The sequence below is a fragment of the Cryobacterium sp. AP23 genome, from assembly GCF_054075385.1.
The window spans coordinates 3,905,216-3,928,738 of record NZ_CM133415.1 but is presented as its reverse complement, the minus strand read 5'-3'; the positions used below and the strand labels follow the sequence as shown (position 1 = coordinate 3,928,738).

20 protein-coding genes and 1 tRNA gene are annotated in these 23,523 nt (G+C 68.8%); 10 read left to right on the top strand and 11 right to left on the bottom strand.

Translation table 11 applies throughout. The annotated features are described in order from the left end of the window. Positions 1–64: 64 nt before the first annotated feature. From adhE to ACU5E9_RS18520, 3 genes are all read left to right on the top strand, one after another. On the top strand, positions 65–2,758 hold the full coding sequence (gene adhE, locus ACU5E9_RS18530; RefSeq protein WP_456813577.1) for a bifunctional acetaldehyde-CoA/alcohol dehydrogenase: 2,694 nt from the start codon (positions 65–67) through the stop codon (positions 2,756–2,758). Between the two features lie 100 nt (positions 2,759–2,858). Next, on the top strand, positions 2,859–3,200 hold the full coding sequence (locus ACU5E9_RS18525) for a hypothetical protein (protein WP_456811355.1): 342 nt from the start codon (positions 2,859–2,861) through the stop codon (positions 3,198–3,200). Positions 3,201–3,356: 156 nt separating this feature from the next. Further along, on the top strand, positions 3,357–4,559 hold the full coding sequence (locus ACU5E9_RS18520) for an epoxide hydrolase family protein (RefSeq protein ID WP_456811354.1): 1,203 nt from the start codon (positions 3,357–3,359) through the stop codon (positions 4,557–4,559). Between the two features lie 86 nt (positions 4,560–4,645). On the opposite strand, the gene ACU5E9_RS18515 is transcribed toward ACU5E9_RS18520, so the two are convergent. From ACU5E9_RS18515 to ACU5E9_RS18505, 3 genes are all read right to left on the bottom strand, one after another. Then, a tRNA-Met gene (locus ACU5E9_RS18515) sits at positions 4,646–4,719 on the bottom strand. 160 nt (positions 4,720–4,879) lie between these two features. Further along, positions 4,880–7,789, bottom strand: a complete 2,910-nt coding sequence (locus ACU5E9_RS18510; RefSeq protein ID WP_456811353.1) for a UPF0182 family membrane protein — start codon at positions 7,787–7,789, stop codon at positions 4,880–4,882. 109 nt (positions 7,790–7,898) lie between these two features. Continuing rightward, on the bottom strand, positions 7,899–9,002 hold the full coding sequence (locus ACU5E9_RS18505; RefSeq protein WP_456811352.1) for a YlbL family protein: 1,104 nt from the start codon (positions 9,000–9,002) through the stop codon (positions 7,899–7,901). 140 nt (positions 9,003–9,142) lie between these two features. Here ACU5E9_RS18505 and ACU5E9_RS18500 point away from each other — a divergent pair, with 140 nt between their 5' ends. Beyond that, complete coding sequence (locus ACU5E9_RS18500) at positions 9,143–10,504, top strand: zinc-dependent metalloprotease (protein WP_456811351.1); 1,362 nt, start codon at positions 9,143–9,145, stop codon at positions 10,502–10,504. Between the two features lie 99 nt (positions 10,505–10,603). Here ACU5E9_RS18500 and ACU5E9_RS18495 read toward each other — a convergent pair whose 3' ends face one another. Both ACU5E9_RS18495 and ACU5E9_RS18490 read right to left on the bottom strand, forming a co-directional pair. Beyond that, positions 10,604–11,554, bottom strand: coding sequence for a sugar-binding transcriptional regulator (locus ACU5E9_RS18495; protein WP_456811350.1), 951 nt, complete (start codon positions 11,552–11,554; stop codon positions 10,604–10,606). A 91-nt stretch (positions 11,555–11,645) separates the two neighbouring features. Further along, a complete protein-coding gene (locus ACU5E9_RS18490; RefSeq protein WP_456811349.1) occupies positions 11,646–12,875 on the bottom strand; it encodes an MFS transporter in 1,230 nt (409 codons plus the stop codon). Between the two features lie 23 nt (positions 12,876–12,898). On the opposite strand from ACU5E9_RS18490, the gene ACU5E9_RS18485 reads away from it, so the two are divergent. Beyond that, on the top strand, positions 12,899–13,585 hold the full coding sequence (locus tag ACU5E9_RS18485; RefSeq protein WP_456811348.1) for a maleylpyruvate isomerase family mycothiol-dependent enzyme: 687 nt from the start codon (positions 12,899–12,901) through the stop codon (positions 13,583–13,585). Here ACU5E9_RS18485 and ACU5E9_RS18480 read toward each other — a convergent pair. From ACU5E9_RS18480 to ACU5E9_RS18460, 5 genes are all read right to left on the bottom strand, one after another. Further along, positions 13,582–14,523 carry a bifunctional riboflavin kinase/FAD synthetase gene (locus ACU5E9_RS18480; RefSeq protein ID WP_456813576.1) on the bottom strand — a complete coding sequence of 314 codons (942 nt, stop codon included), beginning with the start codon at positions 14,521–14,523 and terminating at the stop codon, positions 13,582–13,584. The two genes, ACU5E9_RS18485 and ACU5E9_RS18480, sit on opposite strands and share 4 nt — an antisense overlap. 20 nt (positions 14,524–14,543) lie before the next feature. After that, on the bottom strand, positions 14,544–15,008 hold the full coding sequence (locus tag ACU5E9_RS18475; RefSeq protein ID WP_456811347.1) for a hypothetical protein: 465 nt from the start codon (positions 15,006–15,008) through the stop codon (positions 14,544–14,546). A gap of 68 nt (positions 15,009–15,076) precedes the next feature. Continuing rightward, a complete protein-coding gene (locus tag ACU5E9_RS18470; RefSeq protein ID WP_456811346.1) occupies positions 15,077–15,445 on the bottom strand; it encodes a hypothetical protein in 369 nt (122 codons plus the stop codon). Beyond that, on the bottom strand, positions 15,442–16,455 hold the full coding sequence (truB, locus tag ACU5E9_RS18465; protein WP_456811345.1) for a tRNA pseudouridine(55) synthase TruB: 1,014 nt from the start codon (positions 16,453–16,455) through the stop codon (positions 15,442–15,444). Before truB ends, ACU5E9_RS18470 begins: the two co-directional genes overlap by 4 nt. Next, a complete protein-coding gene (locus ACU5E9_RS18460; RefSeq protein ID WP_456811344.1) occupies positions 16,448–17,095 on the bottom strand; it encodes a TetR/AcrR family transcriptional regulator in 648 nt (215 codons plus the stop codon). The genes truB and ACU5E9_RS18460 overlap by 8 nt, the downstream gene beginning before the upstream one ends. 89 nt (positions 17,096–17,184) lie before the next feature. Between ACU5E9_RS18460 and ACU5E9_RS18455 the strand changes: the two genes are divergently transcribed. Both ACU5E9_RS18455 and ACU5E9_RS18450 read left to right on the top strand, forming a co-directional pair. Next, complete coding sequence (locus tag ACU5E9_RS18455) at positions 17,185–18,642, top strand: MFS transporter (protein ID WP_456811343.1); 1,458 nt, start codon at positions 17,185–17,187, stop codon at positions 18,640–18,642. 35 nt (positions 18,643–18,677) lie between these two features. Beyond that, positions 18,678–19,679: a ketopantoate reductase family protein gene (locus ACU5E9_RS18450; RefSeq protein ID WP_456811342.1), complete on the top strand. Its 1,002-nt coding sequence runs from the start codon at positions 18,678–18,680 to the stop codon at positions 19,677–19,679. Here ACU5E9_RS18450 and ACU5E9_RS18445 read toward each other — a convergent pair. Then, positions 19,663–20,265: a hypothetical protein gene (locus ACU5E9_RS18445; RefSeq protein WP_456811341.1), complete on the bottom strand. Its 603-nt coding sequence runs from the start codon at positions 20,263–20,265 to the stop codon at positions 19,663–19,665. The genes ACU5E9_RS18450 and ACU5E9_RS18445 overlap by 17 nt on opposite strands. Positions 20,266–20,288: 23 nt before the next feature. Here ACU5E9_RS18445 and ACU5E9_RS18440 point away from each other — a divergent pair, with 23 nt between their 5' ends. Genes ACU5E9_RS18440 through ACU5E9_RS18430 form a run of 3 tightly spaced genes read left to right on the top strand, consistent with a single transcriptional unit; the run spans position 20,289 to position 23,519 of the window. After that, the gene (locus ACU5E9_RS18440; protein WP_456811340.1) at positions 20,289–21,248 is read left to right on the top strand and encodes an A/G-specific adenine glycosylase; all 960 of its coding nucleotides are present in this window, start codon (positions 20,289–20,291) and stop codon (positions 21,246–21,248) included. A 35-nt stretch (positions 21,249–21,283) separates the two neighbouring features. Further along, positions 21,284–22,555 (top strand): D-arabinono-1,4-lactone oxidase, encoded by a 1,272-nt coding sequence (locus ACU5E9_RS18435; protein WP_456811339.1) that lies wholly within the window; start codon positions 21,284–21,286, stop codon positions 22,553–22,555. After that, positions 22,548–23,519, top strand: a complete 972-nt coding sequence (locus tag ACU5E9_RS18430; protein WP_456811338.1) for an aldose 1-epimerase family protein — start codon at positions 22,548–22,550, stop codon at positions 23,517–23,519. Before ACU5E9_RS18435 ends, ACU5E9_RS18430 begins: the two co-directional genes overlap by 8 nt. Positions 23,520–23,523 lie beyond the last annotated feature (4 nt).

Sequence of the window (23,523 nt, the reverse complement as noted above, 5' to 3'; positions counted from 1 at the left end):
GAGGAAAAACATGACGATCACAGACCAACCAGTCGCCACTCCATTAGCTGCGCAGATCGACACCATGGTTTCTGCCGGCGCCGTCGCGCTGAAGGAATACGCAAACTTCACGCAGGAACAGATTGACTTCATTGTCAAGAAGGCCTCCGTTGCCGCACTGTCCAAGCACGCCGAACTCGCCGTGCACGCTGTCGCCGAAACCGGCCGTGGCGTCTTCGAAGACAAGGCAGTGAAGAACCTCTTCGCTTGCGAGCACGTGACCAACTCCATGCAGAATCTCAAGACCGTCGGCATCATCAGCCGCGACGAGATCACCGGCATCACCGAGATCGCCGAGCCCGTCGGCGTCATCTGCGGCATCACCCCCGTGACCAACCCCACCTCGACCGCGATCTTCAAGTCGCTCATCGCGCTGAAGACCCGTAACCCCATCATCTTCGGCTTCCACCCGGGAGCCCAGCAGTCCTCCGTCGCCGCAGCCCGCGTCGTCCGCGACGCCGCCATCAAGGCCGGCGCCCCCGAGAACTGTATTCAGTGGATCGAAGCCCCGTCGCTCGAGGCCTCCACCCTGCTGATGAACCACCCCGGTGTCGCGACCATCCTCGCCACCGGTGGCAACGCCATGGTGCGCGCCGCGTACTCCTGCGGCAAGCCCGCCCTGGGTGTCGGCGCCGGAAACGTGCCGGCCTTCATCGAGAAGAGCGCCAAGCTCAAGCGTGCCGTCAACGACGTCGTGCTCTCCAAGTCCTTCGACTACGGCATGATCTGCGCATCGGAGCAGGCCGTCATCATCGAAGAGCCCCTCTACAAAGAGGCCATGGCCGAGTTCAAGATCCTGCACACCCACCTCGCCAGCACCGCTGAGAAGGCCCTGCTCGAAGAGTTCATCTTCGGTGTCCAGGCCAACTCGGAGAACTGCGCCGGCGCCAAGCTGAACCCCACCGTCGTCGGCAAGTCGCCGGTGTGGATCGCCCAGCAGGCCGGCTTCACCGTTCCCGAAGACACGTCGATCATCCTGGTCGAGGTGTCCGGAGTCGGACCGCACGAGCCGATGACCCGCGAAAAGCTGGCCCCCGTTCTCGCCGTCCTGCACGCCAAGGACGCCGAAGAGGGCATCTCGCTCTCCGAGCAGATGGTGGAATTCGACGGGCTGGGCCACTCTGGCTCGATCCACAGCGAAGACCCCGCGATCATCGAGGAATTCGGCAAGCGCGTCAAGGCTGTCCGGATCATCACCAACGCCCCCAGCTCGCTCGGTGGCATCGGTGACATCTACAACGCGTTCATCCCCTCGCTCACGCTCGGCTGTGGCTCGTACGGACACAACTCCGTCTCGAACAACGTGTCGGCGATCAACCTGATCAACGTCAAGCGCATCGGCCGGAGGAACAATAACTTGCAGTGGTTCAAGATCCCCGCGAAGACCTACTTCGAGCCGAACGCGGTTCGCTACCTGGCCGACATGCGCAACGTCAACCGCGTCACCATCGTGACCGACTCGACCATGACCCGCCTGGGCTTCGTCGACAAGATCCTCGACGTGCTCAACCGTCGCGAGAACCGCGTCGCCCTGCAGATCATCGACAACGTGCTCCCCGAGCCCACCGTTGCCGCCGTCGAGAAGGGCGCAGAGGAAATGCGCGCCTTCAAGCCGGACACCATCATCGCCCTCGGTGGCGGCTCGCCCATGGACGCCGCGAAGGTCATGTGGCTCCTGTACGAGCACCCTGAAATCGAATTCGCCGACATGAAGGAGAAGTTCTTCGACGTGCGCAAGCGCGCGTTCAAGTTCCCCGACCTCGGTGAGCTTGCCAAGCTGGTCTGCATCCCGACCACCTCGGGCACCGGCAGTGAAATGACCCCGTTCGCCGTCATCACCGACGACGTCACCGGAGTCAAGTACCCGCTGGCCGACTATGCGCTGATCCCGTCCGTCGCGATCATCGACCCGGTCCTCACCGCCATGATGCCGTCGTTCCTCGCCGCCGACTCGGGCTTCGACGCCCTGACCCACGCCACTGAGGCGTATGTCTCGGTGTACGCGAACGACTTCACCGACGGCCTGTGCCTGCACGCGATCAAGCTGATCTTCGAGAACATCGAGACCAGCGTCAAGGGCACCATCGGCAGCTCCGACGGCAGCGTCATCAAGGCCCGCGAGAAGATGCACAACGCCGCATCCATCTCGGGCATGGCCTTCGGTAGCGCGTTCCTGGGCATAGTCCACGCCATGGCGCACGTCACCGGCGCGCAGCTGCACCTGATCCACGGCCGGGTCAACGCGACCTACCTGCCGCACGTGATCCGGTACAACGGCACCGTCCCGACCAAGCTGACCAGCTGGCCCAAGTACGAGCACTACATCGCCCCGGAGCGCTTCCAGGAAATCGCACGGCACCTCGGGCTCCCGGCCTCGACCCCCGCTGAGGGTGTCGAGTCCTACGCCCAGGCCGTCGAGCAGCTGCGCGACAAGGTCGGCATCAAGCCGTCCTTCCAGGCTCAGGGTGTGCCCGAGGAAGACTTCATCAGCCGCCTCGACTCGCTCGCCATGGGCGCCTACGGCGACCAGTGCGCACCCGCCAACCCGCGGATGCCGATGCTGGACGACATGAAGACCCTCATGGAAGCCGCGTACTACGGCACGTCGTTCGCCGAGGTTCGCGCTGGTCGCGCAGCCGTGGTTGACGCCGCGCTCGAGACCGGTGCAGAGGTTGCCCCCGCCGAGGCCAAGAAGCCGGCCCGCAAGGCCGGCAAGTAGGCTCAACGCCCGACAGTAACCGTTCGACCTGCACCACCACAACGGCCCCGCACTCACGTGCGGGGCCGTTCTGCGTGGCAAGTGGGTGTTAGATGGGACCGTGAGCAAATCACCTGACTCCCCCGACCATAGCGACGCCGCTGCGGAACCCGACGCGACCGCCGAGGCGGCCGGCCGGGAGGAAGACCGGGAGGTCAAGAAAATCCTTGTGGACGCCGACCGGCGGGACGACGAAGCCGACGATCGGGATGCGGCGTCCGACAAACGTTCGGAAGCGGCCGATCTGCAGGCTTTCCTGGACACCAGCGAAACATACTCCGGACACGGAGAACGCCGGGCTGCGGCGATCGATCGATCCCTCGCGAAGAGCGACCGGGAATCATCCGCCGATGATCGCGCGCAACTCTCCAAGCGCAAGAAGGACTCGGACGGGCCTGACTGACCGGTCGACCCGCCTGCAGATGCCTTGTTAGAGGGTATGGCGCGGGATATTGTGTTGTCGTTGCCTCGGACGAAGAGTACCCGTCACCGCACGGAGCGCATTCGCCGCATACCGGCCCAGTCACACTCATATCCCCGACACCCACGGGAGGCTGCTGTGAGCCGCATTCTGGAAACCCAGACGGACATCCGTCCGTTCCACATCGAAATCCCCGATTCGGACCTCGACGATCTCCGCCGTCGCATTGCCCGGACCCGCTGGCCGAGCAAGGAGTTGGTCGGCGACCGCTCGCAGGGCGTGCCACTGAAGACCATCCAGCAACTGGCCGGCGATTGGACGGAGCACGACTGGCGGACGGTCGAAGCGCGACTGAACGCGCTGCCGCAGTTCGTCACCGAGATCGACGGCGTCGACATCCATTTCCTCCACGTGCGGTCCACGCACGAGGACGCCCTGCCGATGATCGTCACGCACGGTTGGCCCGGATCCATCATCGAGCAGCTCAAGATCATCGAGCCGCTGACTGATCCCACATCGGCTGGGGCGGACGCCACGGATGCGTTCCACCTGGTCATCCCGTCGCTGCCGGGCCATGGCTTCTCCGGCACACCGACGGAAACGGGCTGGGACCCCATCCGAATCGCCCGCGCCTGGGCGGAGCTGATGAACCGGCTGGGCTATGACCACTACGTCGCACAGGGCGGCGACTGGGGCAACGCCGTCACCGAGCAACTGGCTCTGCTGAAGCCGGCGGGACTCCTCGGCATCCACACCAACATGCCGGCAACGATCCCGGATGACGTGGCGCACGCCCTGCAGTTCGGTGAAGGCGCTCCCCACCCGTTCACCCCCGACGAGCAGCAGGCCTGGGACCAACTCGCGACCTTCTACCAGCACGGACTCGGCTATGCCACCGAGATGGCGAACCGGCCCCAGACGCTCTACGCCCTGCAGGACTCACCCGTCGGGCTGGCCGCCTGGATGCTCGACCACGATGCCGCCAGCCTCGAGCTGATCGTTCGGGTCTTCGACGGCGAGAAGACGGGCCTGTCGAAGAGCGACATCCTCGACAACATCACCCTCTATTGGCCGACGGAGACGGCGGTCTCGTCCGCGCGGTTGTACTGGGAGAGCAAGCTGGCCTTCTTCGCTCCGAAGGGCGTCACGCTTCCGACGGCGGTGAGTGTGTTCCCCGATGAGATCTACTCCGCGCCGCGGAGCTGGGCAGAAGAGGCGTATCCGAACCTGATCCACTACAACCGGCTCCCCGAGGGCGGCCACTTCGCCGCGTGGGAGCAGCCGCGGGCCTACTGCGACGAAATGCGAACGGCATTCCGACCGTTGCGATCGGGACGCTGAACCCGAGCGCCCGCGCGGTGATCCCGCACCCGGAGCAGTTAACGCAAAAGTCCCGGCCTCTTCCGAGACCGGGACTTTTGTTTCTGTTGCGGGGGCAGGATTTGAACCTACGACCTCTGGGTTATGAGCCCAGCGAGCTACCGAACTGCTCCACCCCGCGCTACAAGAACTAAGTTACCACAGTTCCCCAAGGCCTTCGAATCGGCCCCTCCCCCCGGGCGCGTCGCGCCGGCACGACGTCGGCAGAGACAAAACGCGGGTGGTGCGACCGGGTTTCCCCGGCGCACCACCCGCGCGCGGATGAGGCGGCGAACTACGCGCTACTGCTGGTCGAGCAGCACCAGCAGCTCGGCGACCGCATCGTTCAGCTTCTTGTCGGCAACCCCATAGGCGGAGAAGTCACCCGACGTCAGGGCCGCCTGCTTCTCGGTCACGGCCAGCTTGGCTTCCGCGAGGAGCGACCGGATCTGAGCGTCCGTCGCCGGGTCACCGGTCGTAGTCGACGGGGCTGTGCCTCCGTCGACGGGAGCCTCGCCCGTGGTGGGCGTCTCCACGGCCGGCACGTCGGTGTCGCCGGCGTTGGCCCCGGACTCACCGCCGAAGAGCACGTTGAGTGCGTTATCGAGTGTGTCCTCGAAGGCGATCTGGTCACCGAAGGCCACCAGGACCTTCTGCAGCAGCGGATAGCTGGTCTCACCGGTGGACTGCACGTAGACGGGTTGCACGTAGAGCAGTCCGCCACCGACAGGCAGCGTCAGCAGGTTGCCGTTCAACACCGTCGACTGGCCCTGCTTGAGCAGGTTGAGCTCAGCGGAGATCGTCGGATCACCGTTGAACTTGGCCTGCACCTGGCCGGGGCCGGGCACCGTGATGTCGTTCGGCAGGGTCAGCAGGCGGAGCTTGCCATAGCCTTCCGCACGTTCACCATCCGTCGCCCCCGCATCGGCATCAGCCGCCAGGTAACCGGTCAGCACGTTCCGGCTGGTCTCGCCGGACGCGTTCGGGATAAAGGTCGAGTACAGCGAGTACGACGGCGCTTCCTGGCCGGGCATCTGCATGGTCAGGTAGTACGGCGGCTGCAGGGTCGTGTTCGTCGACGGCGACACCGGGTCGTTCGGCGTGGTCCAGGCGTCGTCCTCGGAGTAGAACGAACCGGGATCGGTCACGTGGTACTTGCCCAGAACGGCGCGCTGCACCTTGAACATGTCGGCCGGGTAGCGCACGTGGCTCATCAGGTCGCCGGTCATCTCGCTCATCGGCTCGACGGTGGTGGGGAAGATCTTCTGCCAGGTCTTCAGCAGCGGGTCTTCCTCGTCCCAGGCGTACAGGGTGACGGAACCGTCGTAGGCGTCCACGGTCGCCTTGACCGAGTTGCGCATGTAGTTGATGTTGTCCAGCGCGAACGGCTGCTCGGGCGTCTCGGTGTCGGCGATCGCGTCGCTCAGGCTGACCGCGGTGGAGTACGGGTAGCTCGCCGATGTCGTGTACGCGTCGACGACCCACTTGATCCGGCCGTCGACGACTGTCGGGTACGGGTCGGAGTCCAGGGTGAGATACGGCGCAACCTTCTGCACCCGGGTGATCGGGTCGCGGTCGTAGAGGATCTGCGACTCGTCGTTCACGGCGTTGGCGAGGAAGATCTGCTCGGACTGGAACTTGAGCGCGTAGATCAGCTTGTTGAACGGGCCGCTCAGGCTCGGTCCGCCGTCACCACTGAAGGTGGTGTAGGTCTGCTGGGCGCCGTCTTCGCCGGACGGGTAGTCCAGTTCGACGGGGTCGCTGCCCTCAGGCGCTCCGACGATGGAGTAGGCCGGCGAGGTCTCACCGAAGTACACCCTCGGTTCGAAGTCGCCCAGTGCCCCCGAGGTGGGGATACCGGACTCGAGGAACACCGGCTGGCCGTCGGCCGAACGCTGGTTGCCGTACGCGGCGACGACGCCGTAGCCGTGGGTGTAGACGACCGAGGAATTGACCCAGGTCTCGCTGCTCAGGCCCTGCAGGTTGAGGTCACGCACCGACACCACGGTGTCCTGGGACTTGCCGTCGATCGTGTAACGGTCGACGTCGAGGTTGGAGGGGAACTGGTAGTACTGCTTGAACTGTTCGAGCTGCGCGAACGCGTCGCTGACCAGCGCGGGGTCGAGGATGCGGATGTTCGCGGTGGTCTCGGCGTCCTCGCGGAGGGCTCCGGGTTCGGCCTCGGTCGTTGCGGTGTACGGGATCTCCTCGACGTCTGAAACGCCGTAGGCATCCCGGGTGAGGTCGATGTTGCGCTGGATGTACGGTGCCTCGAGGGTCTTCGCGCTCGGGTCCACCTGGAAGCGCTGGACGACCCAGGGGTAGAGCGAACCGATCAGCAGGCTGCTGACGATCAGCAGCGCGGTGCCGATGACGGGCAGGCGCCAGCGGCCGATGAAGGCTGTGACGATGAAGAGGATGGCCACGAAGACCGCGGCGCCGGCGAGGATCGCGCGGCCGGGGATGGTGGCGCTGACGTCGGTGTAGCCGGCGCCGGTGATCAGGTCGTTCGCCTGGGTGAGGGTGGAGTACTGGTCGAGCCAGATGCTCACGGCCTGCAGCAGCAGGTAGACCGCGGCGGTCACGGCGATCTGCACGCGCGCGGCCTTGGCGACGTAGACCTCACGGCCGGTGATGCGGATGGCGCCGTAGAGGTAGGAGGTGGCCAGCGCGACGAGGGCGGAGATGAGCACCACGGCGGAGCTGAAGGCGAGCAGGGACTGGTAGAACGGCAGGTCGAACAGGTAGAACGACACGTCGAAGCCGAACTGCGGGTCGGAGGTGCCGGCATCCGTGCGGTTCAGCCACATCAGGATGGTCTGCCAGTGCGTCGCGGCGGCGACGCCGGCGAAGAGGCCGAGCAGGGCGGGGATGCCGTACATGGCCAGGCGACGCAGCGGTTCGATGACCTGCTGGTAGCGATCGACCTGCGAATTCAGCTTCGCGTAGACCGGGCGCAGCCGGTAGGCGACCTGGATGCTCACCCAGACGGGCACGGCCATGCCGAGGAACCCGACGACGAACAGGACGGCGCCGGCGATCCACTGCGTGGTCAGGACGCTGAGGAAGCCAAGCTGGTCGAACCAGAGCACATCCGCGTACAGCCCGGCGAAGATGAAGAACAATATCACCAGCCCGGCGATGATCGCTGCCGTGATGGCGAGCGGGGCACGGCTCCGACGTGGAGCGCTTCCGGCGGATGATGTGGTCACGAATTGGCCTCTTGCTCTGATAGATCGGGGGTCAGACCCTCATTCTATGCAGCCCTCCTCAGGGCAAACCCCCAGTTCGCTGAGGGCTCACCGAGAAGGAGCCCTGCTATCAGGCCGCGGGGCAGGTGGGCAGGGTGCTGGTGTCCGCTCCGGTGCGGATGGCGTCCAGCGCCGCGAGCGAATCGTCCAGGGTCTCCACCGCCAGCACGGTCAGCCCATCCGGGATGTGACCGGTGACTTCGTCGCAGTTCGCGGCGGGTGCCAGGAACCAGGCGGCGCCTGCCTTCTCGGCACCGAACAGCTTCTGGCGGATACCGCCGATGGGGCCCACGGTGCCGGCCTGGTCGATGGTTCCGGTCCCGGCGACATCCGCCCCGCCCTGGAGGGACCCGGGGGTGAGCTTGTCGATGATGCCCAGGGCGAACATCATGCCGGCGCTGGGCCCGCCGACCTTGTCGAGTTGGATCTCGACGTCGAAGGGGAACTGGTAGTCGGACTTGACGTTGATGCCGAGCACCACCGAGCCCTGCAGTTCGATGGGGGTCACGTCGACGCTCAGGTCGGCGCCGTCCCGGCTGAGCCCGATGGTGGCCGCCTTGTCGGCGCCGCTGGCGGCCAGCGCCTCCCGCAGCGCGGTGATGTCGGCAACGGTCTCACCGTTGACCGACCTGATCAGGTCGCCGGGCTCGATCAGGCCGGTGGCCGGGGCGTCATCGGCCAGCGACACCACGCTCAGATCGCTCGGGTAGTCGTAGTCGAGGCTGGTCAGCGCGGCAGCGATGGCGTCCTGCTGGGAGTTGACCATCGCGACCTCGTTGGCCTTGTCGCGGTCCTCGGTGGTCTCGTCGGCCGGGAAGACCGACTCCAGCGGCACGACGGCCTGGCTGGGGTCGAGCCAGGCGGCGGCCACGGTCAGCCAGTTCAACCGGTTGTCCGGGTTGCCCAGCACCGACACGGTGAGCAGGTCGAGGGAACCCTCGGTGGGGTACACGGTCTGGTCGGGGATGGTGATGAGGTCGGTGTCCTCGCCCTGGTAGTCGGCCGAGCCGAGGGTGTTGTACACCGGGCCGGGCTTCTCCACTACATACGGCGACGGCACGACGGCCAGCGCCAGCCCGGTGACCAGGGCGATGCCGAGCACCACCCAGCCCGTGCGGGAGCCGCGGCGGGGACGGCCGGGGCCTCGGGATGAATCGTCGGTGAAGAGGGCCACCAGGCTCCTTATGGGCGTGAACGGGGTTCGTACGGTGTTCGCGACAGGCGGACACTAGAAGAACCCAGCGTAGGTCATTTCCCAGTTCTGGCCGGGGTTCTCGGGCTAGCGTAGAGGCAAGCAACTGAGAGGTGCCTGAAGTGCCCGATGACTCCCGACCCGACGACGGTCAGAACCCAGAAGACGAATTCCAGGACATGCTCCGGGACATCCTGTCCGGCAAGTCGTCCATCGACCCGAGCCAGCTCGCCGGTGCGGCCGGGCTGCCCAACGACCCCGCGAGCGTCGCCGCGCTCATGCAGCAGCTGCAGGGCGCGCTCCGCGCCGGCGGTGACGGTGGCATCAACTGGGACATCGCCCTCCAGCAGGGCCAGGAACGCGCCGCCGCCGCTCAGCACACCACGACCCCCGCGCAGCGCGCCGAGCTGGAGCAGGCGTTCCACATCGCGGCCCTCTGGCTGGACGACGTGATCTCCGTGGCCGAACTCACGGTGGAACCGCGACTCATGACCCGCAAGGAATGGGTCACCGCGACCATGCCGTTGTGGAGCCAGCTGGCCGAACCCGTGGCCACGAGCATCTCCGACTCCCTCACCGACGTCCTCACCGAGCAGGCGCCCGAGGAACTCAAGGGCATGCTCGCCGGCGCCAGCCAGATGATGCGCAACCTCGGCGGCACCCTCTTCGCCATGCAGCTCGGCCAGGTCGTCGGCCAGCTCTCCAGCGAGGTCGTCTCCGGCGGCGACATCGGCATCCCCCTCTTCGGCGACCAGCAGGCCGCCCTCCTTCCCCAGAACGTCGCCGAGTTCGGCGAGGGCCTGGATGTTCCCACCGACCAGGTGCAGATCTACCTCGCGGTGCGCGAACTGGCCCATGCGCGCCTGTTCCGGCACTCCCGCTGGCTGCGCCTGCACATGATCAGCTCGATCACCGACTTCGCGCACGGCATCAGCATCGACACCAGCCGGCTGGAGTCCCTGGCGGAGGGCTTCGACCCGTCGAACCCCGAGGAGCTGCGCGACGCCATGGTCAACGGCTCGCTGATCCCGCCCAAGACCGACGCCCAGCTCGCGGCGCTCGGCCGGTTGGAGACGATGCTCGCCCTGGTCGAGGGCTGGGTCGACGTGGTCACCCTCGAAGCCACCGGCCGGCTCCCCCGTGCCGACGCCATCAACGAGACCGTCAAGCGCCGCCGCGCCTCTGGAGGCCCGGCGGAGTCGGCCTTCGCCACCCTGGTGGGGCTCGAGTTGCGCCCGCGCCGGCTGCGCGAGGCCGCCGCGATGTGGCAGGCCGTGACGGATGCCGTGGGCAACGAGGCCAGGGATGCCCTCTGGGCGCACCCCGACATCCTGCCCACCGCGGAGGATCTCGACGACCCGCAGGCCCTGGTGGCCCGCCTCACGAGCACGGCCAAGGGTGAGCCGCCCGTGCTGGACGACATCGACCAGGCCCTGGCCGACCTCCTCCGCGACGACAACACCGACCGCCCCCACGAGGCGTAGTCCCACCCTCCAGCCGCGAGTTGCCCCGCTACGGACGAGTTGCCCCCGTCTAGCGGGGCAACTCGTCCGCACGGGGGCAACTCGAGGGCCGAACCCGGCTCAGGGCTCGCGGGCTAGCAGGGCTTGGGCCGTATCCTCGTCGGTGATCAGGACGGTGCAGAGGCCGGACAGGACGACGGACCTGGCTATGGCGTGCTTGCGGGCTCCGCCGATCACCGCGATGGCGGTCTTGGCCCGGCGCAGGTGCTCCAGCGGGATTCCGAAGGTGCGCTCGTTCAGGGCCGGGTCCACGATCTGGCCGGCGCTGTCGATGAAGCGGCCGACGATGTCGCCCACGGCGCCCTTGCGCACGAGTTCGTCGACCTGGTCCGGGGTGAGGTAGCCGCTCTCCACATGCGCCGAACCGGCGTCCGCCTGGCCGGCGCTGAACAGGTACGCCGACGCGGACGACCCCATCTCCAGCACCGCCGCGACCGACCGGTCGGTTGCGATGGCCTGTTTGGTCTCCACCCGCTCGAGGATCGCGGGGCTCGGCAGCAGGGTGAACTGGCCGGCGCCCTTCTGGGCGATGCTGACCGCGGTGGCCGCGGCCGTGCCCGGTCGGGCGTTCAGGCTCACGCCGCCGTTGATCTGCACGACGTCGACCCCGCTGGCCCAGCCGGGCTTGAGCTGCACCGAGATGTCGTGCAGGGTGCGGCCCCAGCTGATGCCGAGTGTGCGCGGCACCGGGCGCAGGGCGGTGAGGTAGTCGGCAGCGGCCTGGGCGGTGCGCTTCTGCAGGTCGAGCTCGTCGGTGACACCGGCCGTGGACACCACGATGGCATCGGTGAGCCCGGTGGCGTCCCGCAGCGCGCGTTCGAGGCCGAGCCGGCGGGCGCGGGGGTGCACGATCTCGATGCGGATGAAGCCGTTCGCCTTGGCCTGCGCCAGCAGCCGGCCGACCTTCCACCGGGTGAGCCGGAGGATGGTGCCGATCTCGTCCTGGGTCTTGTCTTCTTCGTAGTACAGCTCTGCCGCCCGAATGGACAGGAGCTCGTCGATGTCGCTCATTCGTGGTGCCCTCCCGGTTGACCCAGCGTAGGTGGGCGGCAGGCGCCGGAACAACACGCGTTGACGATCTTGCTCATATGAGCAGGCCGGCTCAGCGGCCGTGGCGCCGCTCCAGGTCGTCCTCGAGCAGGTGCGGGCGCGCGATGACCGCTCCGGCCACGGTGATCGCCAGCGCCGTGCAGATCAGGAAGATGAGCGGTGCCGTCCATCCCCCGGTCAGCTCGTGTAGCAGGGCGACGCTGAGCGGGCCGAGGGCGCCGAGGGTGTACCCCACGCTCTGCACGAACCCGCTCAGCGCCACCGAGCCGGCGTGGGTGCGGGTGCGCAGGTTGATCAGCACCAGGACCAGGGGGAAGAACAGCGGGCCGAGACCGGCCATCACCACCCAGAGCCAGGTCAGGGTCGCCGGGGCCATGAGCAGGCCCAGGTCGCCGATCAGGAAAACGGCGACGCCGGCGTATACGAGCACCGCCACGTTCTTCATCCGGGCGGTCAGCCAGGGGATCAGCAGGGCGCAGGGGATCCCCATCGCCGCGTACACCGAAAGCAGGGTGCCGGCCTGGCCGGGGGTCACGCCGGCGGTGTCGATGAGCAGCCGGGGCAGCCAGGCGAACATCGCGTAGGCGTTGAGCGAGGAGGCGGCGAAGACCACGGCGAGGGCCCACGCGATCGACGAGTGCCAGATCTTGCCGATCAGGGCGGGTTCGGCTTCCTCGACGAGGGCGCCGGGGGTGACCTGCACCCGGTGGCGCACGAACATGGCCAGCCAGGGCGCGAGGGCGAACAGGACCGGCAGGATCCACAGTCCGAGCGACACCCGCCAGCCGGCGGCATCCGCGACCGGCACCGCGATCAGCGGCGGGAACAGGGTGCTCAACGACAGCATCGTGACGTACAGGGAGGTGACCAGGCCGATGCGGTCCGGGAAGTACTTCTTCACCAATGGCGGCAGCAGCACGTTGCCGACGCCGAGGCCGGCGAAGGTGACGACGCTGCCGATCATCAGGACGGTGAGCGACCCGGCGAGCCCTCGGGTGAGGTGGCCGATCAGCATCGCCGTGAGGGCGAGCACCAGCACGTTCTCCAGCCCGAGCCGGCGGGTGTAGACCGGGGTGAAGATGCCGAACACGGCGAAGCAGACCGGTGGCAGCATGCCGAGCACACCGATGGCCGTCGAGCTCAGCGGGATGTCGGTGGAGATCTCGGTGACGATGGGCGACAGGCCGGCCACGGCGGTGCGCAGCGTGGAGGCGACCAGGATGATGCCCAGCAGCGCCAGGGTACGCCCGGCCCAGAGGGAACGGGGCGGGGTGTCTGACACTCAGCAAGTCTAGGCTGGGCGGCATGGCAGAATTCGCGCGACACCTCCCCTTGAGCCTTCGGAGCGTCGGCAACGAATCGGGTGTCAACGCCCGCTGGGCCGGCCACGTCGGCGCCACGGTCACCGCGATCGCGGACCTGCTCGCCGGGCTCACCCCGGACCAGTGGGAGACGCAGAGCCTGTGCGGCGGGTGGCGGGTGCGTGACGTGGCCGGCCACTTGGTCTGGCGGCTGGGCAGCTCGAACCGGGAACTTGTCGGCAGCGCCGCCCGCGCCTACGTCGGGCATTTCCTGCGCCCCGGCCGCGCCATCGACAAGGTGAGTCGGCGGGCCGCCGAAGCCGAACCGGACCAGCTCGTGGCCCGGTTGCGCGAGATCGCCGCCGCCAAGGCCGCGGGCGTGGGCCGGGGCGGCATCACCGAACTGACCGAAGCCGTGGTGCACGGCCTGGACCTGGCGCATCCCCTGGGCCTCACCCTGCCGATCCACGCCACGGCCGGCGGCGCGGTGGCGCTCCGCCGCAGCCTGATCGCGCCCACCGAGATCAAGGGTGTGCTGCGCACCCGGCGGCTGGTGGCGACGGATGCCGAGTGGAGCGTCGGTCACGGCTCGCCGTTGCGGGGCACCGCCGCCGAGCTGATCCTGTTCCTGTTCGGGCGCGGCCCGCTGCCATCCGAGACGCCGGCGGCGCCGGGCCAGAACCCGGACTAGTCCAGCGGGCGGTGCAGGATCGCGCGGGTCTTCAGGACGTCGTCCTCGATCTGCCTGATCAACGGGTCGATGCCGGTGAAGGCGACCATGCCGCGGATGTGCTCGACGAAGGAGACCTCGACGACGTGGTCGTACAGGTCGATGTCCTGGTCGAGCACGTAGGCCTCGACCTGCTTGTGCGCGACACCGTCGAAGGTGGGGTTGTTGCCGATGGAGATGGCTGCGGGGTACCGCTTGCCGTCGTCGGTGAGCCAGCCTGCGTAGACGCCGTCGGCCGGGATCAGCCCTTCGGACTGCGGTGACAGGTTCGCGGTGGGAAACCCGAGCTCGCGGCCGCGGGCGGCGCCGTGCACGACCTCACCGCGCACCGTCGGCGCATGGCCGAGCAGGCGGGTCGCCGACCGCACGTCGCCGGCCGAGAGCAGCTCCCGGATCCAGGTGGAGGAGACCCGGCGTTCGCCGTGGGGCATGACGTCGTCGATGAGACGCACGTCGAATCCGTAGCGCTGGCCGAGCGCGGTGAGCAGGTCGGCGTCGCCGGCTCCGCGCGCGCCGAACCTGAAGTCCCGGCCGACGGAGACGTGCCGCGCGTGCAGGGTGTTCACCAGGATGTCCCGTACGAAGTCTTCCGGCGGCAGCGACGACAGGGCGGTGTCGAAGGTGAGCACCAGGGTGGCGTCTAGGCCGGTCTCGGCGAGCAGATCGAGCTTCTGTTGCACGCTGACCAGCTCGGTCGGGCACTTCTCGGGGTTCAGCAGGGCGAGCGGATGCCGGTCGAAGGTGACCACGACGGCAGCGAGGCCCTCCCGGCGGGCCAGGGTCTTGAGCTCATTGATCACGGCCCGGTGGCCGGCATGCACGCCGTCGAACTTGCCGATGCTCACGGCGGACGCCGGCCAGTCGGTGGGAACGGCGTCGACGCCGTTCAGCACCTGCATCGGGGTGGTCTTGGCGGCGGTCATGCTGCCACGCCGTCGCGGCCGGCGCGCACCGGGGCGTGCCTGGCCAGCCACCACATGCCCAGGATCGGCAGGACCAGCGGGATGAACAGGTAGCCACGGCCGTAGAACGACCAGACGGTGTCGTGCGGGAAGAGTTGCGGGTCGACCAGGCTGAGCGTGCCGATGACGAGCACGCCGACCAGTTCGAAGCCGATGGTGATCCATGCCACCCGGTACCAGGCGGCACCCCGGTTGATCAGGGCGATCGTGGCCACGATGTAGACGACCGCGGCGAGGGCCGACAGGGCGTAGGCCACGGGAGCTTCGTCGAACTTGCTCACGATCTGCACGAACGAACGCCCGGTGGCGGCGAGCGCCAGGATGCCGTACACGACGATCAGGACGCGTCCGATGCCGGTCACCCGGCCCGTTTTCATTGTGCCGGTGGCGTTGTCTCCGGTGTCGGTCTTCTGCTCATTCATCGCTCAGTAATTATCGCAGCATCCACGGCCGTCGTGTCGCCGGGGCGCCCGGCCGGCCGGGCGGGCGCTCAGACGCCCTGCACGGTCCAGATTTGCAGCATCCGGTAGACCATCACGGCCACTGACAGGCAGACGACGCCCAGGATCACCGTGCTCCAGCGGCTGCGTTCGATGAGCGCCCACGCTCCCCCGGCCAGGGGCAGCAGGATGGCGCTGACCAGGTAGGTGTAGAACTCCAACAGGCTGCCGGTGGCCTCGTTGCCGGTGAGCGGGGCGACGATCGCGACCACGAGCTGCACGATCAGGAGCAGTTCGACCAGTGCCGTCGCCCCCATGCTGAGGTCGGTGGGCTTGCGGCCGGCGAAACCGAGCCCAAGGCAGAGCAGGCCGGCGGCGATGGCGACGGCCAGTTGCAGGTAGGTGAACCACTCGATCACGAGGCCTCCTCCGGCTCCGCCGGCTGCGGGGCCGCCGACTGCGGGGCCGCCGGCGCCGGCGGCTCGTCCGGCGGGAAGTTCACGATCGATTTCGCCTGGCCGGCCCGGTACTCGGCCAGGCCGATCAGCCGGCCGTTCGGGCCGACGGCTGCGACGGGACCGCCGTCAACGGCGCCGTCCGGGGCCGCGATGCGCTTGCCCTGGCTGAGCTCGAGGGCCTGCTGCTCGTCCAGGTCGAGCCGGTCGAAGAGCCGGCAGGCGGCATCCGCCGGGCCGATCAGGGCCCGGGCCACGTCGAGCTGGTCGAGCGGGTCGGCGGCGTCGATGCCGAACGGGCCGATCCGGGTGCGGCGGAGGCTGGTGAGGTGCCCGCCGACGCCGAGGCCGGCGCCGAGGTCGCGGGCGAGGGCCCGGATGTAGGTGCCGGAGGAGCACACCACCCGCACCTCCAGCTCGAGGAACCCGTCGACCGGGGTGCTGCCGACCAGCTCGAACTCGCTCACCGTGACCGGCCGGGCCGGCAGTTCCACGTCTTCACCGGCCCGCACCCTGGCGTAGGCGCGCTTGCCGTCCACCTTGATCGCGCTCACGGCGCTGGGCCGCTGGCTGATCTCGCCGGTGAGGGCCCCGATGCCCGCGCTGATGGCCGTCTCCGAAAGCGCCTCGACGGCGCCGGCGGGCGCCCGGGTGAGCTCCTCCCCCTCGGCGTCGTCGGTGGTCGTCGCGGCGCCCAGGCGGATGGTGGCCAGGTACTCCTTGTCCAGCCCGACCACGTAGGTGAGCAGCCGGGTGGAGCTGTTGATGCCGAGGATCAGCAGGCCCGTCGCCATCGGGTCGAGGGTGCCGGCGTGACCGACCTTGCGGGTGTTGGCCAGGCGGCGGGTGCGGGCGACGGCGTCGTGGCTGGTCCAGCCCTGGGGCTTGTCGATGAGTACGAGGCCGCTCGTGGTGCTGCTCGGTTTGCGGCGGGGGGCGTTCACTGGCGGTCCTTCGTGGCTGGGATCAGGCATTCTCTGCGGCCTCGGCGGCTGTGGCGCCGAGCACAACATCGAGCTTGCCACGGAACGTGCAGCGCATGAGTTCCTCGGCGTCGGGGTCCTCGGCGAAGATGTCGGGCAGCCGGATGGCCAGGAGGGTGTTGAACAGCATGCCGTCGGCCAGGAACCCGCGAATCGCATCCGGCGGGAAGCCGGCCTCGTCGCGCAGCATCCGGTAGATCTCGAGGAAGCCGGCCCTGGCCTTGGCGCCGACGACTGGGTTGTGCCCGCTGATGAACGCCTGCATGAGCGAGAGCAGGATGCCGCGGTCTTCGATGAGGTCCACGTACGCGGCGCCGAGCCGCGCGGCCAGCAGCTCGACCTCGTCGGCGCCGTGCTCTCGCGGTTCGGCGATGATCTGCCTGAACCCGGCGACCAACCGCCCGAGGGCCCTGGCCAGGACCTCCAGGAAGAGGTTCTCCTTGGTGCCGAACATGCGCACAACGTAGGGCTGACTGATCCCGGCGGCCTTGGCCACCTGGTCGGTGGTCGCTCCGGAGTAGCCCCGCTCGCCGAAGACCACGCTGGCCGCAGCCAGGATCTGCTCACGACGCTCCGCGGCGGGGATGCGCTCGGTGGGCTGGGCGGCTGCGGTGCCGGATGTCTCGTTCACACTTGACAGGTTATCAGTCGATTACTAATCTCCTATCTTGTAATCATTCAATTACAACATTCTCCGGCTCGTTCCCGAAGGGACCTTCCATGACCACAACCTCCACTCTGCCGTTCGGGTGGCGCCTGAACCGCGTGCCCGTCTGGCTCGCCGTCGTTGCCGCGTCACTGCCCATGTTCATGGCCACCCTGGACAACCTGGTGGTCACCAGCGCCCTCCCGGTGATCAACACCGACCTCTCGGCAAGCATTGAAGAGCTGCAGTGGGTCGTGAACGCCTATTCGCTCAGCTTCGCCACCTTCATGCTGATGGCCGTGGCGATCGGCGATCGGTTCGGGCGCCGGTCGGTGTTCCTGGCCGGGATCGCGCTTTTCACCGCGGCGTCGGCGCTCTGCGCCGTGAGCGTCGAACCGTGGATGCTGATCTCCGCCCGCGCACTCCAGGGCGTCGGTGCTGCCGCGCTCATGCCGCTCTCCCTCACCCTGCTCGTCGGGTCGGTGGCCGACCGCTTCCGGCCGGCGGCCATCGGCATCTGGGGCGGCATCGCCGGCCTCGGCGTCGCCCTCGGCCCCCTCATCGGCGGCGCCGTGGTGGAAGGCTGGAACTGGGAAGCCATCTTCTGGCTGAACGTGCCGCTCGGCCTGCTGTCGATCCCCCTGGTGCTGGTGGCGTTGCCGAACAGTTTCGGAGCCCGGCTGCGCGCCGACGTGCTGGGCCTGCTGCTGGCCGGCGGCGGTGTCTTCGGCCTCGTCTACGGGATCGTGCGCGGTAACGAGGCCGGTTGGACCAGCACCGAGGTGCTCACGGCGCTCATCGGCGGCGGCGCGCTGCTGCTGGCCTTCGTCTGGTGGGAGGGCCGGGCATCCGCGCCGCTGCTGCCGCTTCGCCTGTTCCGCGACCGCAGCTTCACGATCGCGAACCTCGTGGGTGTCACCTTCAGCTTCGGCATCTTCGGGTCGATCTTCATCCTCATCCAATTCCTGCAGATCGTGCAGGGCCACAGCCCGCTCGAAGCCGGTGTGATGACGATGCCGTGGACGCTGGCGCCCATGATCGTGGCACCGCTGACCGGGATGCTGAGCCCGAGAACCGGCACCCGGCTGCCGATCGTGCTGGGGCTGGCGCTGCTCTCCATCGCCATGTTCTGGGTCGCCCTGACGATGTCGGCCGATGTCGAGTACGGCGAGCTGGTGGGCGCGTTCATCCTGGCCGGACTCGGCATGGGGCAGGTCTTCGCGCCGAGCTCGACGGCCGTGCTCGCCAACATGGTCCCGGACGACCACGCCAAGGCCTCCGGCACCAATTCCACCTTCCGCGAGATCGGCGTCGCCCTGGGCGTGGCCGTGCTCACCGCCGTGTTCACCGGCAACGGCGGCACCCTGACACCCACCGGGTACGTGGATGCGGCGGTACCCGCCGTGCTGGTCGGCGCCGGGGTGCTCGCGGTCGCTGCACTGATCGCACTGGCGCTGCCGTCGGGACGACGGGTGGTCCAGCCCGCGGTGACGGCCCCGGCCGGGGCCGACCCGGTCCTGGTGGGCGGGTAGCGCACACCGAGCGGCCGGGCTCCTAGGCTGAGGGCATGCGAATTGCTGTGATCGGTGCCGGTGCCCTCGGCGGAACCTTCGCCACCCTCCTCAGCGTCGCCGGCCATGACGTCACCGTCACCGCGCGCGGCGCCGGGTTGGCCGCCATCCGGGAGCGGGGCATCCGGCTGGAGGGCGGTTTCGGCCAGGCGACCGCGCACCCCGCCGCGCTCGAACGGCTGGTGGAGACCCCGGAGCTGGCCCTGGTGTGCACCAAGGCGCAGGATGCCGAGGCGGCCATCCGCGACAACGCCGCCGTACTCGACGGTGCCGCGGTGATCGTGATCCAGAACGGCCTCGACGGGGTCGACACCGCGCGCCGGCTGCTTCCCTCCTCCGACTGCTTCGGCGCGCTGTCGATCATCGCCGCCAACTACACCGAACCGGGCCTGGTCACCGTCACCACGGCGGCGCCCACCTACCTCGGCCGCGGCAGCGGCCCCGCCGACGCGGCCACCCGCCGGTGGCAGGAGGTGCTGGCGGCGGCAGTGCCGTGTGCGGCCATCGACAACTTCGTCGGCGCCCAGTGGACCAAGCTCGTCGTCAACATGCTCAACGCCCTGCCCGCGATCACGGGGCTGAGCGTCCAGGCCGTGGTCGCCCACCGGGGCCTCCGCCGCGTCATGACCCTGAGCATGCGCGAGGCGGTGCGGGTCGGAATGCGCCGCGGCATCCGGTTCGGTGCCATGCAGGCGCTCGGCGACCGCCGGTTGCGCGCCTTCTCCCGGCTGCCCGCCTGGGCCGGGCAGGTGCTGCCGCTGATGATGCGCGCCCGGATGGGCACCGTGCCCAACCTGGGCTCCACGCTGCAGAGCGTCACCCGCGGCCAGCGCACCGAGGTGGACTTCCTCAACGGCGCCGTGGTGCGGGAGGCCGCTGCCGCAGGGATCGGCGCCCCGGTGAATGCCACGCTCACCGCGCTGGTGCACGAGGTGGAGGAACGCGGCTCGTTCTACACCCCCGGGCAGGTGCTCGCCCGGTTCAGCAGGAGTCGCTGAACACCCGCTGCGGCTGGTGCCGCTCGCTGAGGTCGATCACCGCTGACGCCACCTGTCGGGGGCGTTCCTCCTTCTGGTAGAGATAGTCGGCCTCTGAGGTCGCTTCACTCTCGAGCAGGATGCGGTAATTCCAGCCGTCGCGGAGCTCGCCGCGGAGCGCGAACTCGCCGTCGATCACCAGGAAGGCATCCGTCGGGGCCGTGGTCCAGGTCGGTTCGATCCAGGCGTCCCGGTCGGGGTCGAACACCTGGGTGACGAAGGCCGTGCTGCCGCCGAGCCGGAACGGCTCAAGCAGCACCCGGCGAAGGGCCGAGTAATCGAAGCCGTGCCGGTAGAACCGCTCAGGGGACTCCGGCCCGAACCGGGCCTGGTCCGCCTTTGAGCGCTGGAAATACCGCAGCGAGGCCCGGAAAGCGGGCTTGTCGGCCTCGTCGAACACGGCGGCCAGGTCGTCCGCGAACGCGGTGCGCGCGGCGTGGTCGGCACCGTCCACCGCCACGATCACCCGGCCCCGGCCGTTCAGGTTGAGGATCTCGGCCGCGAGGGTACGCAGGTACTCGACGCGTGGGGTGGAAACGAGCTTCATGAATCGAGCCTAGGTTAGTTCTGATGAACGTCACAGCCCAGCGCCACGCGCCCGAATCCCCTGGCGCACCCGACACCAGCACCAACACGGGTGCCGGCCCCGGGCCGGGCCCCACGCTCAGCCACGCGATCAGCGCCTGGTTCGGCGACAATGCCAGGGACCTGCCGTGGCGGCGCGCCGGTTTCAGCGCCTGGGGCACGTTGGTGAGCGAGTTCATGCTGCAGCAGACCCCGGTGAACCGGGTCATCCCCCGACTGGCCGAGTGGCTCGAACGGTGGCCGACCCCCGGCGACCTGGCCGCCGTGCCACCGGGTGAGGCGGTGCGCGCCTGGGCCAGCCTCGGCTACCCGCGCCGAGCGCTGTGGCTGCACGCCGCGGCGGTGCAGATCACCGAGCGGCACGGCGGGGTGGTGCCGGACGACGTGGACGACCTGCTCGCCCTGACCGGCATCGGCGATTACACCGCCAGGGCCGTCGCGGCCTTCGCGTACGGCCACCGGCATCCGGTCGTGGACACCAACACCCGTCGCGTGATCGCCAGGGCCGTGGCCGGGCAGGCGCAGCCGGCTCCGCCCAGCCGCACCCGTGACCTGGAAGCGATGGCGGCGCTGCTGCCGCACGAACCCGAGGCCGCCGCCGTGTTCAACGCCGCGATCATGGAATTGGGTGCCGTCGTGTGCACCAGCCGCAGCCCGAAGTGCGCCGTGTGCCCGGTCCGGGATGCCTGCGCCTGGCGTGCCGCGGACTATCCGGAGTACACCGGACCGAAGAAGGCAGTGCAGAAGAAGTTCGAGGGCAGCGACCGGCAGGTGCGCGGACTGATCATGGCGGAGCTGCGCGCCACGCATCATCCGGTCAGCAGCACGGAGATCATCGGTCTCTGGCCGGACGAGATCCAGCGCGACCGCGCCCTGGCGGGGCTGCTCGCCGACGGTCTCGCCGTCGCGGTGGAACCAGGGCTGTACGCTCTTTCGCAGGGGTGAAAACCCCCAGCACTCCCCCTACAGAAATGGTTTCGATGAAGAACTGGGCCGGCAATGTCGAGTACTCGACCGACGACGTGAGGCATCCCACCACGGCGGACGAGGTCGCACGGATCGTGGCCGAGGTCGACGCCGCGGACGGCGTGGTCAAGGCTCTGGGCTCCCGGCACTCCTTCTCCATCATCGCCGACACGCCGGGCACCCTCGTGGCGCTGGACCAGCTGGTCGTCGAACCGTCCCTGCAGTTCGGTGACGACGGTACCGCGGTGAGCGTGCGGGTCGGTGCCGGCAGCACCTACGCGCAGGTCGGCGCGTTCCTGGCCGGCCACGACCTGGCACTGCCGAACCTGGCGTCGCTGCCGCACATCTCCGTCGCCGGCGCCATTCAGACCGGTACCCACGGTTCCGGTGTGCGCAACGGCTCGCTGGCCTCCTCGGTGCTGGCGCTGGAGATCGTGCGCGCCTCCGGCGAGGTCGAAATCGTACGCGAGCACGACCCCGATTTCGCGGCCTCGGTCGTCGGCCTCGGTGCCGTCGGCATCGTCACCGCCGTGACCCTGAGGGTGCAGCCGCACTTCCAGATCTCCCAGTACGTGCACGAGGGGCTGTCCTGGACGGCGGCCCTGGCCAACTGGTCGGCGATCATGGCCAGCGGCTACAGCGTCAGCGTGTTCACCACCTTCCAGGGCGACAATACCCACCAGGTCTGGTCGAAGCGCCGGCTCGACGTGGACGGTGCCGAGTTCGACCTCGCCGCCCTCGGCGCCACCGAGGCCACCGTTGCGCTGCATCCGCTGCCCGGCGTCTCTGCCGAAAGCGTCACCGGACAGCTGCGTGAGCCCGGGCCCTGGAACGAACGGCTCGCGCACTTCCGGAGCGAGTTCCAGCCCAGCCACGGCGAAGAGATCCAGTCCGAGTACCTCATCCCCGCCGCGCACGCCGTCGCGGCCATCACCGCCCTGCGCGCGATCGGCGACCGGATCGCCCCGTTGCTGCACATCTCCGAGCTGCGCAGCGTGGCCGCTGACACCGCCTGGCTCAGCCCGAGCTACGCCCGCGACTCGCTCGCCATCCACTTCACCTGGAAGCCGTTGCCGGAGGAGATTCTGACGGTGCTGCCCCTGATCGAGCACACCCTCGAACAGTTCGCGCCGCGCCCGCACTGGGGCAAGGTCGCCACCATGTCCCCGGCCCGGCTGCGCCGCGCCTACCCCCGCCTCGATGACTTCGCGGCGCACGTGCGGCGGGTCGACCCCGCCGGCCGCTTCGAGAACGCCTACCTGAAACGAGTCCTGAGCAATGACTGACGCCGCCATCATCCGCCCCACCGTCGACGGCCCGGATGCCCTGGTCCTGCCGCTGTCCGGCCTGCAGTTCACGATCGGGCACGGCGGTTACTCGGCCACCATCGCCAGCGTCGGCGCCAGCCTCCGCGTGCTCACCTGGCACGGCCGCGACCTCGTGGTGCCGTTCGACGCCGACGAAATCCGCCCCGGCTACCGCGGCGCCGTGCTCGCCCCCTGGCCCAACCGGGTGGTCGACGGAACGTATACCTACGACGGCATCGACTACCAGCTCCCGCTGACAGAGCCCACCCGCTCGCACGCGCTGCACGGCCTGGTCTGCTGGGCGGACTGGACCCTCGAGTCGCGGTCGGCCGATTCGGTGACCCTGCGCACCACCATCGTGCCCAGCGACGGATACCCGCACCCCGTCGCCGTCCTGGCCAGCTACCGGCTGGATGACGACGGCCTGACCACCACGGTCACCGCCGAGAACCTCGGCGCGAGCACCGCACCGTACGGCACCGGCCCGCACCCCTACCTCGTGGCCGGCCCGGGCACCGTGGACGACTGGACCCTCGAGTTCCCGGCGGCCAGCTACCTCACCGTCACGCCGGACCGGCTCAGCCCGGTGGCCACGGTGCCGGTCGAGACCACGCCGGAGTTCGACTTCCGTGCCGCCCGGCCGATCGGCGAGACCTTCATCGACCACGCCTTCACCGCTCTCGGGCGGACGGCGGACGGGACGGCGACCGTCACCGTGACCAGCCCGGCCGGAACCGGGGTGCGGATGAGCTTCGGAGTCGACCTGCCCTGGCTGCAGGTACACACCGCCGACAGGCCGGCCCCGGAGCGCAGCCGGATCGGGCTGGCCGTCGAACCGATGACCTGCCCGCCGGATGCCTTCTCAACCGGAGAAGACCTGATCCGCCTCGCTCCCGGCGCCACCCACTCCGCCAGCTGGACGATCGCCGCGACCGAGGCCTGACCCG